This is a genomic window from Bradyrhizobium sp. WSM2254, from assembly GCF_000472645.1.
Taxonomy (GTDB): Bacteria; Pseudomonadota; Alphaproteobacteria; order Rhizobiales; family Xanthobacteraceae; genus Bradyrhizobium; species Bradyrhizobium niftali.
Genome location: NZ_AXAB01000041.1, coordinates 81495 through 88910, shown reverse-complemented (window position 1 = coordinate 88910; position 7416 = coordinate 81495). Strand labels below are relative to the sequence as shown.

At 61.4% G+C, this 7416-nt stretch carries 7 protein-coding genes and 1 pseudogene; all 8 read right to left on the bottom strand.

Features of this window, described 5'->3' with window-relative positions; all coding sequences use genetic code 11:
* A pseudogene (locus tag A3M7_RS0127870) lies at positions 1–192 on the bottom strand (IS5/IS1182 family transposase); the annotation flags it as partial.
* Between the two features lie 151 nt (positions 193–343).
* On the bottom strand, positions 344–1603 hold the full coding sequence (locus A3M7_RS0127865; protein WP_245284335.1) for a hypothetical protein: 1260 nt from the start codon (positions 1601–1603) through the stop codon (positions 344–346).
* 335 nt (positions 1604–1938) lie between these two features.
* Complete coding sequence (locus A3M7_RS0127860; protein ID WP_011083553.1) at positions 1939–2211, bottom strand: DUF1150 domain-containing protein; 273 nt, start codon at positions 2209–2211, stop codon at positions 1939–1941.
* A gap of 51 nt (positions 2212–2262) precedes the next feature.
* Positions 2263–2688: an Hsp20 family protein gene (locus tag A3M7_RS0127855; protein WP_014438749.1), complete on the bottom strand. Its 426-nt coding sequence runs from the start codon at positions 2686–2688 to the stop codon at positions 2263–2265.
* Between the two features lie 379 nt (positions 2689–3067).
* Positions 3068–4153: a sn-glycerol-3-phosphate import ATP-binding protein UgpC gene (locus tag A3M7_RS0127850; RefSeq protein ID WP_027546870.1), complete on the bottom strand. Its 1086-nt coding sequence runs from the start codon at positions 4151–4153 to the stop codon at positions 3068–3070.
* Positions 4154–4159: 6 nt separating this feature from the next.
* Positions 4160–5008, bottom strand: coding sequence for a sn-glycerol-3-phosphate ABC transporter permease UgpE (gene ugpE, locus A3M7_RS0127845; RefSeq protein ID WP_027546869.1), 849 nt, complete (start codon positions 5006–5008; stop codon positions 4160–4162).
* Complete coding sequence (ugpA, locus tag A3M7_RS0127840; protein ID WP_027546868.1) at positions 5008–5889, bottom strand: sn-glycerol-3-phosphate ABC transporter permease UgpA; 882 nt, start codon at positions 5887–5889, stop codon at positions 5008–5010. Before ugpA ends, ugpE begins: the two co-directional genes overlap by 1 nt.
* 49 nt (positions 5890–5938) lie before the next feature.
* Positions 5939–7255, bottom strand: a complete 1317-nt coding sequence (gene ugpB, locus A3M7_RS0127835) for a sn-glycerol-3-phosphate ABC transporter substrate-binding protein UgpB (protein ID WP_027546867.1) — start codon at positions 7253–7255, stop codon at positions 5939–5941.
* Positions 7256–7416 lie beyond the last annotated feature (161 nt).

The window sequence follows — 7416 nt, the reverse complement described above, 5'->3', positions numbered from 1 at the left end:
CATCCGGATCATCAGTTCCGGGTCGATCGACGGGCGACCCATGAACGAATAATGAGGTGCTAGTTCACTGCGAAGCCAGGACAGATCAAGAGCAGCGTCGATCTTCCGCACCAAATGATCTTCGGGTACCGCATCGCCCAGATGAAACTCGTAGAACAGTTGACCTTGGTCACTCTTCACACGGCCCATCATGGATCGACCTCGCCGAGATTCGCGTCAACACAACGGAATCACGGTTCGCGGCCTGCCTCAACCGACTTTTGCAACAAAATCGGCCCTTTGCGGACATATCGAAATCAAAAAGACCAAAAGAGAGGCGGAGACGAGAAGCACCGCGACTCAACTACGGGAGTCCTTTTGTCACCGTAAAGGGATTGAACCCACGTTCCGCGAGGGCAGCCCACGAAGCTGCGCCAAGATGTGACAATCGGAAATAGAGTCGCGGCTTGGTCGGATCAGTGTCCAACACGAACCCGGTCGGTAACTCGCGGACAGTTGTGGCATAGAACCCACCATCCGGCGACCTCTGGGATTCGATTACAGCGATCAACGAGTTGGCCCTCCCAGTCCTGCCGAGCAATTTCATTAAGAGAGCCATTTGGCCCGTCCCTTCGGTCCACACACCGTCTCGGTCTTCACCGTAAGAAAAGCCCTCGTCGACACTCATTCGCTGTTCGGCGGTCGTAATTGCCGATGCAAATTTCTCGACCGCTCCGTGGAGCGCTATTAAAGGCCAGACCTGAGCATCGAGAGCCAAAATCGGATTGTGGGTGACGCCGTCTTCAGCGGTCCCTGCAGCGAAACAGGCGCATGCCGGATTCCACATCGTATTTACGAAGTACTCAGCAGCCGTTGCCTTATCACGCCAGCGCGAATCCCCTGTACGGATCGCAAGAAGGCCAAACGCGGCGGCGAGGTCAGTATTATGTTCAGTCGATTTCCACGCCCGCACTTCCGGCGTCGGTTCGTGCCCAAACGTACCGCCCGTGAAACCGCCAGTACCGCGCGTATCGGCCCATTGCGCGACCCAGGCGCCAAGCCGTGCAGCACCATCGCGGAACCGAGAGCCGGCGTTCACATCGTCAAGCGACAGCAACGCCAACATGGCCCATGCCATGTTACCATTGTCGCTGCCCACCTGATATCGATCCTCTAACCATTTGTTCTGAGCATTGTCCCACCACCCCGGAAGTTTGACGGGGCCATTCGCCACCACACCTGCGGCGTAAGCGTTCCGGAGCCGTCCATCATGCCAGGTGCGGTCGTTATCGATGGCCCAGAGAAGCGCCGAGCCAATCCGATACGCTTTGTCTTGCTCACCGCAACCGACCAACGCGATGGCGGCTACCGCATTGTCATAGAGGTAGGCGGCGCCATGCAGAGGCCCCGATTCGACGGTCGGATAGCTGGGTAGGAACAAGGGCCCTGATGGCGGTGCCTTATCAATCAGACCAGCGAGGTATCCGCACGCTGACGCGTTTGGTGCTGCTGAAGCCTGTAGCGGAGCGGCGGCCACAATGATTGTGAAAGTCGTGACGATCCATGTGTGAAGGCAGAGCCCGCGATAACGGTAGAAGCAATAAGCAATTGGTTCCGGTAGCATTTCGCTGCCTCTCGCGCCTTTTCAACCAAGATAGGCTTTGGGACATCGGGAAGAAAGCCAGTCAGGATCGAGTAAAAACATCGTGCCTTCATCTTCAATGGCAGTTTATGGCCCTTAGCGAACGTGCCGCGACGGAGTTTTCTTGTCCGTTTTGGGGATGAAGCGGGACTGCATGTCAGGAGCTGAAGCGACGGCTTCGAGAGTCCACGCCCTAGCAAGCGCCCTCACCGTGAGGGGTCTCGTCATCTGCCAGGCGCCAAAAAAATACGCGGGCCGCCTTGAGGCATGCCCGCGTATTTGAATTCGTCAACCGCGCACGACTGCGCGCGCGTGCGTCAGTGCACGCTCACCGCCTGCAACTCGTTGCTCCAGGCGTTGGCGACTGCGGCTTCGCGGCTGTCGGTCAGCATGATCGGCGTGCCGTCGGCGGCGTGGAGCGCGAAGAGCTTGAGGCCCGGCGCAATCTTCGGAGCCTCGGGAAACAGGCCCGGAACGTCTTCGGAGCGGATCTGCTTCACATAGGCGATATGGCCTTCGCCGAGGGTTGCCAGCGTCTCCGGAGAGACGTTCTTGGCTTCGTATTCGAACGCAACGTGACCTTCACTCATGGTCTCGACTCCTTCACAGAAACTAAGCGGTCGAGTCCGCTACTCGTTCCATTATTCGTGCTCATTGATAGCGATTGTCTTAACGATCCTCTCCGGTTCAGGCCGGGCAAGATCGACCGACAACAGCCCGTTCTTCAGATCCGCTCCCAGCACGAGCATCCCCTCCGCCAGCACGAAGGTGCGCTGGAAGTGGCGCGCGGCGATGCCGCGATGGATGTATTGCCGGGTCTTGTCGTCCTGCTGCCGCCCGCGAATCACGAGCTGGTTTTCCTCAATGGTTACATCGAGTTGGTCGCGGGTGAATCCGGCGACCGCCAGCGTGATGCGCAAACGCTCGGGCTGGCCATCCGACCGGTCGCACCTCTCGATATTGTAGGGAGGGTAACCGTCGGCGCCTTTGACGACCCGATCGAGCACGCGCTCGATCTCGTCGAAGCCCAGAAGGAACGGACTGGATAACGTGGGAACACGAGACATAGTTTACAAAGTCCTCTCGAAGCGACTTTGGCATTTCAGGGCCCGGAAGCGGCGCCCCTTGGTCAGCAATATGGTCATAACCCCGTGTCGGTTCAAGGACGTAGCGGGGGGCTGTGGATTCAGTGCTTCCACCGTCGCCAGGCGCACAGATCCATCCGGATCGTCATGGCCGGGCATAGCCGTCTGCAGGACGGCGTCGCTTCCGCTCGCTTATGTCCCGGCCATCCACGACCTTATTCGCGGCACCAAGAACGTGGATGCCCGGGACAAGCCCGGGCATGACGAATAGCGGTGTGATTTCCTCAATGAAAACAAGCCCCCTTCTACCGTGCATGGGGTTGTTTTCCCGGTTTTTGATCGAGCGGCCCCTCGGAACCGGTCAGGCCTCCAGCCGCGTCCGCCCATCGCCGCTGAATAGGTGCAGCTTCGGCCGTATCGCGGCGACGCGGATCCGCGCGCCGATGGCGGGGGCCTCGGTTCCGGGAATGCGGACGATGACCTCGCCGGGCGGCAGCTCGCCGGGGGTGGCCGCGACGCGCTGGTCTTCCTGCTCGCGGGAACCGTAGATGAAGGTTTCGGCGCCGACGCGCTCGATCGCTTCCACGGTGAGCGGCAGGGCGACGCCGCCGGCTGGGGTCTGGTCGGTGATGACGAAATCCTCCGGGCGGATGCCGAGGATGCCGGCCTCCGTCGCAGCCCCGTTGAGCTGCGATTTGATCTCGTCGGCGCGCGTCGACATCAGATTCATCGGCGGCGCCCCGATGAAGGAGGCGACGAAGGTCGTGGCCGGCTTCTCGTAGATCGCCAAGGGATTGCCGACCTGCTCGACCTGGCCGCCGTTCATGACGACGAGAACGTCTGCGAGCGTCATCGCCTCGAGCTGGTCATGGGTGACGTAGATCGACGTCGTGTTGAGCCGGCGCTGCAATTTGCGGATCTCGACGCGCATCGCGATGCGCAGCTTGGCGTCGAGATTGGAGAGCGGCTCGTCGAACAAAAACACCTTCGGTTGGCGCACGATGGCGCGGCCCATCGCGACGCGCTGGCGCTGGCCGCCGGAAAGCTGACGCGGCTTGCGCTCCAGCATCGAGGTGAGCTCGAGCACGCGCGCGGCTTCCTCGACCCGGGTCTTGACCTCGGTCTCGGCCATGCCGCGGTTGCGCAGGCCGTAGGCCATGTTGTTGTAGACGCTCATATGCGGATAGAGAGCGTAGTTCTGGAACACCATCGCGATGTCGCGATCGGCGGGCTCGATCTGGTTGACGACGCGGCCGCCGATGTCGATCTCGCCGCCGGTGACGGTCTCGAGCCCCGCGACCATGCGCAGCAGCGTGGACTTGCCGCAGCCGGAGGGACCGACCAGCACGCAGAACTGGCCGTCGGCGACATCGACGTTGACGCCCTTGATGGCCTCGAAGCCGCCGGTGTAGGTCTTGCGGACGTTGCGCAGGGTGACGTTAGCCATGAAAACTCACTTTTCGGTCTCGACCAGGCCGCGCACGAACAGCTTCTGCATCGCGACGACGACGAACACCGGCGGCAGCATGGCCAGCACAGCGGTCGCCATCACGATCGGCCATTCAGTCAGCGCGTCGGTGGTGGTGATCATCTTGCGGATGCCGACCTGGATGGTCTGCATGTCGTCGCGGGTGGTGATGAGCAGCGGCCAGAGATATTGATTCCAGCCGAGGATGAACAGGATCACGAACAGCGCCGCCATGTTGGTGCGCGACAGCGGCAGCAGCGTGTCCCAGAAGAAACGCAAGGGACCGGCGCCGTCGATGCGCGATGCCTCCAGCAATTCGTCCGGCACGGTCATGAAGAACTGGCGGAACAGCAACGTCGCGGTGGCCGACGCGATCAGCGGCAGCGACAGGCCGGCATAGCTGTCGAGCATGTGCAGATCGGCGACGATCTTGTAGGTCGGGTAGATGCGCACCTCGACCGGCAGCATCAAGGTGATGAAGATGATCCAGAAGATCGCCATCCGGAACGGGAAGCGGAAATACACGATCGCATAGGCCGAGATGATCGAGATCGCGATCTTGCCGATCGCGATCGCCAGCGCCATCACCAGCGAGTTCAGCATCATGTTGCCGACGGGCTCGCGGGTCGAGCCGCTCGTGCCGACGAAGATGGTCTGATAGTAGACCTCGAAGAAATGTCCGCCGGGCAGCAGCGACATCTGCCCGTTCGCGATCAGCGCGTTGTCCTGGGTCGAGGCGACGATCGCGATGTAGACCGGGAACGCGACGATCGCGATCCCGATCCAGAGAATGAAATGGGCGACGTAGCGCCTGATGCCCTCGTCCTCGACCATCAGTAGGTCACCTTGCGTTCGACGAAGCGGAACTGGATTCCCGTCAGCACGATGACCATGACCATCAGGATCACCGACTGTGCCGCCGAGCTGCCGAGATTGCCGCCGAGCAGGCCGTCGGAATAGACCTTGTAGACCAGCGTGACCGTCGATGTTCCGGGACCGCCGCGGGTCATGGTGTCGATGATGCCGAAGGTGTCGAAGAAGGCGTAGACGATGTTGACGACCAGCAGGAAGAAGATCGTGGGCGACAGCAGCGGGAAGGTCACGGTCCAGAACCGGCGCATCGGACGGGCGCCGTCGATCGCGGCGGCCTCGAACACGCTTTTCGGGATGGCTTGCAGGCCGGCGAGGAAGAACAGGAAATTATAGGAGATCTGCTTCCAGGCGGCGGCGAGGATGATCAGCGCAGCCGCCTGGTTGCCGTCGAGCAGCGGATTCCAGTCGACGCCCAGGCCGCGCAGATAGCGCGACAGCACGCCGAGCGAGGGGTGCAGCATGAAGATCCAGAGTACGCCGACCACGGGCGGCGCCACCGCATAGGGCCAGATCAAGAGCGTGCGGTAGAGCATCGAGCCGCGCAGCGGCTTGTCGGCCATCACGGCGAGCAGCAGCGCGAACGACAGCGACGACACGGCGATCGCGAACGAGAAGAAGAAGGTCCGGACGATCGCCTCGAAATAGGCGGGGTCTTTGAACAGCTCGATGTAATTCTCGAACCAGACGAAGGTGCTCGACAGACCAAAGGCATCCTGGAGCAGGAAGGACTGGATCACTGCCTGCAAGGCCGGCCAGTAGAAGAAAATCAGGACGATCGCGAGCTGCGGCGCAACCAGCGCGTAGGGCAATAGCTTTGATTGGAAAATGGCTTGCTTTTGCATGATGTCATGGGAAGCGGCAGGCCGGGTCGCGGCCTGCCGCTTCGATGCCTTACTTCACTGCGGTCTTTTCGAACTGGCGCAGCATCGTGTTGCCGCGTTCGACGGCGGCGTCGAGCGCCTGCTTGGCGGTCTTCTTGCCGGCCAGCGCCTGCTCGATCTCTTCCGACCAGACGTCACGCAGCTGCACCATGTTGCCGAGGCGCAGGCCGCGCGAATTCTCGGTCGGCTCCTCGTTGGTCAGCTCGAGCAGCGGGGTCTCGAGATAAGGCTGATCCTTGTAGAAGCCTTCTTCCTTCGCCTTGGCGTAGGCCGCCTTGGTGATCGGCAGATAGCCCGAGGCCTTGTGGATGTAGACCTGGCGATCGGTGTCGGAGAGGAAGGTCAGGAACTTCGCGACGCCCTTGTATTCCTCGGCCGACTTGCCGCCCATGACCCAGAGCGAGGCGCCGCCGATGATCGAGTTCTGCGGCGCGCCCTTGGCGTCCGGATAGTACGGCATCGGCACCGCGGTGAAGGCGAACTTGGCCTGCGCCTTGACGTTGCCGAAGAACGCCGACGAGGTCAGATAGATCGGGCATTCGCCTGATGTGAAGCGGCCTTCGCCGGTGTTGGTGCGGCCGGCATAGTCGTAAGTCTTGGTCTTCTGGAGCTCGACCAGGGTTTCGAGATGCTTGACCTGGAGCGGGCCGTTGAACTCGAGCACGGTGTCGAAACCGTCGAGCCCGTTGGCCTTGCTGGCGAGCGGCACGTTGTGCCAGGCGGAGAGCTGCTCGAGATTGACCCAGGTGACCCAGGAGCCGGAGAAGCCGCAGGTGTCATGACCCGCAGCCTTCAGCTTCTTGGCGGCCTCGAACGTTTCGGGCCAGGTCTTGGGGATCTCGACGTTCGCCTTCTTGAGCTCGTCGAGGTTGACCCACATCACGGTCGAGGACGAGTTGAAGGGGAACGACAGCATCTCGCCCTTCGACGTCGAATAGTAGCCGGTAATGGCGGGCAGGTAGATCTTGGGATCGAACTTCTCGCCGGCCTCGGCCATCAGCTTGTAGACCGGCTTCACCGCGCCGGTCGCGGCCATCATGGTCGCGGTGCCGACTTCGAACACCTGCATGATGTGCGGGGCATTGCCGGCGCGGAACGCGGCGATGCCCGCGTTCATCGTATCGGGGTAGTTGCCCTTGTAGGTCGGGATGACCTTGTAGTCGCTCTGTGACGCGTTGAAGTCGGTGGCAAGCTTGACGATGACGTCGTTGTTGGCGCCGGTCATCGCGTGCCACCACTGGATTTCGGTCACGGCCAAGGCCGGAGAGGCCGACATGCCGACCGTGATTGCAAATGCGGCAGCCGCCCCAAAGTGTCGAAGAGCCATCAAGAAAACCTCCCTTGCCCGTCAATAAGAAGCGCTTGCGCTAGCAGCGCCATATGACGTTCACATGACTGTGTATGCGGCCGAAACGAAAGCGGCAAGCGCGGGAAAAGGGAAGCCGTCAAATAGGCGAAGACGCCGCGGGCCGCCTCCTCCGTTCGCGC